General features: G+C 68.4%; 1 pseudogene. It reads left to right on the forward strand.

What is annotated here, in order from left to right:
- Positions 1 to 126: 126 nt before the first annotated feature.
- Positions 127 to 2,196, forward strand: a pseudogene (gene infB / locus Q8814_RS25860) (translation initiation factor IF-2); the annotation flags it as partial.
- Positions 2,197 to 2,208: the final 12 nt, after the last annotated feature.

Genomic DNA, 2,208 nt, shown 5'->3' on the forward strand with positions numbered 1-2,208 from the left:
CGGACGCGGCGCGGGACGCTCGGTCGGTGCCGAGGAATAGGGGTTGTTACCGACACGCGGGGGCTTGGGGCCCGGACGCGGACCTGCCGGCTTCGGAGCGGGTGCCGGAGCCTGCGGTGCTGCGCTCCCGGCGGTCGCCCCGGTGGCGGCGGCGGTGGATACCGTGGCGGCGGCGCCGGAGCAGGTGGCGCCGGTGCAGGTGCCGGCGCTGGTGCCGGCGCTCCCGGTGGCTTCCGGGGTCGTCCCGGTGGTGGCGGTGGCGGTCGTGGTCGCGGCGGTGCAGCCGGCGCGTTCGGTCGTCCCGGTGGTGCTCCGCGCCGTGGCCGTAAGTCGAAGCGGCAGAAGCGGCAGGAATACGATTCGATGCAGGCGCCGTCGGTCGGCGGTGTGCGGCTGCCCCGTGGCAACGGCGAGACCATCCGGCTCGCCCGCGGCGCGTCGCTGTCCGACTTTGCGGAGAAGATCGACGCGAACCCGGCAGCCCTGGTCCAGGCGTTGTTCAACCTCGGCGAGATGGTCACGGCCACCCAGTCGGTGAACGACGAGATCCTCGAACTGCTCGGCTCGGAGATGAACTACGTCGTCCAGGTCGTCAGCCCCGAGGACGAAGACCGCGAACTGCTCGAGTCGTTCGACATCCAGTACGGCGAGGACGAAGGCGGCGAGGACGAACTCCAGCAGCGCCCGCCGGTGGTCACCGTCATGGGTCACGTCGACCACGGCAAGACCCGACTGCTCGACACGATCCGTAAGGCCAACGTCCGCGAGGCCGAGGCCGGCGGTATCACGCAGCACATCGGCGCCTACCAGGTGAACACTCACCTCAACGGTGAAGATCGCCTGATCACCTTCATCGATACCCCCGGTCACGAGGCGTTCACCGCCATGCGTGCCCGCGGCGCGAAGTCCACGGACATCGCGATCCTCGTGGTGGCGGCCGACGACGGTGTCATGCCGCAGACGGTCGAGGCGATCAACCACGCCCAGGCGGCCGACGTGCCGATCGTGGTCGCGGTCAACAAGATCGACAAGGAGGGGGCGAACCCCGACAAGATCCGTCAGCAGCTCACCGAGTACGGGCTGGTCACGGAGGAGTACGGCGGCGACACCATGTTCGTCGACATCTCCGCCAAGCAGGGCCTGAACATCGACCAGCTGCTCGAGGCCGTGCTGCTCACCGCGGACGCGTCCCTCGATCTGCGGGCGAACCCGGACATGGAGGCGCAGGGCGTCGCCATCGAGGCACACCTCGACCGCGGTCGCGGTCCGGTTGCCACGGTGCTCGTCCAGCGCGGCACGCTGCGGGTCGGCGACTCCATCGTCGCCGGCGACGCATACGGCCGTGTGCGCCGCATGGTCGACGAGCACGGCGAGGACGTCCTCGAGGCGCTCCCGTCGCGTCCGGTCCAGGTCATCGGCTTCACCTCGGTGCCCGGCGCCGGCGACAACCTCGTCGTCGTCGACGAGGACCGCATCGCCCGGCAGATCGCCGACCGGCGCAATGCGCGCAAGCGCAACGCACTGGCCGCGAAGAGCCGCAAGCGGATCAGCCTCGAAGATCTCGATGCCGCGCTCAAGGAGCACAACGAGCTCAACCTCATCCTCAAGGGCGACAACTCCGGTACCGTCGAGGCCCTCGAAGAGGCCCTCATGGGTATCCAGATCGACGACGAGGTGCGGCTGCGGGTCATCGACCGCGGAGTCGGTGGCGTCACCGAGACCAACGTCAACCTGGCCTCGGCCTCGAACGCGGTGATCATCGGCTTCAACGTCCGCGCCGAAGGCAAGGCGACAGAGCTGGCGAACCGCGAGGGCGTCGACATCCGCTACTACTCGATCATCTACCAGGCGATCGACGAAGTGGAGAAGGCACTCAAGGGCATGCTCAAGCCCATCTACGAGGAGGTCGAGCTCGGCCGCGCCGAGATCCGCGCGATCTTCAAGTCCTCGAAGGTCGGCAACATCGCGGGTTGCCTCGTGCAGTCCGGCATCGTCAAGCGCAACGCGAAGGCGCGCCTGCTCCGAGACAACAACGTGGTCGCCGAGACGGTCACCATCTCGTCGCTGCGCCGCGAGAAGGACGACGTCACCGAGGTCCGCGAGGGCTACGAGTGCGGTCTGACGGTCACCTACTCCGACATCAAGGTCGGCGATGTGATCGAGGCGTACGAACTGCGCGAGAAGCCGCGCGACTGATATCCCGTGCCG

Origin of the sequence: Rhodococcus chondri, assembly GCF_036327435.1 — a bacterium.
Classification (GTDB): Bacteria; Actinomycetota; Actinomycetes; order Mycobacteriales; family Mycobacteriaceae; genus Rhodococcus; species Rhodococcus chondri.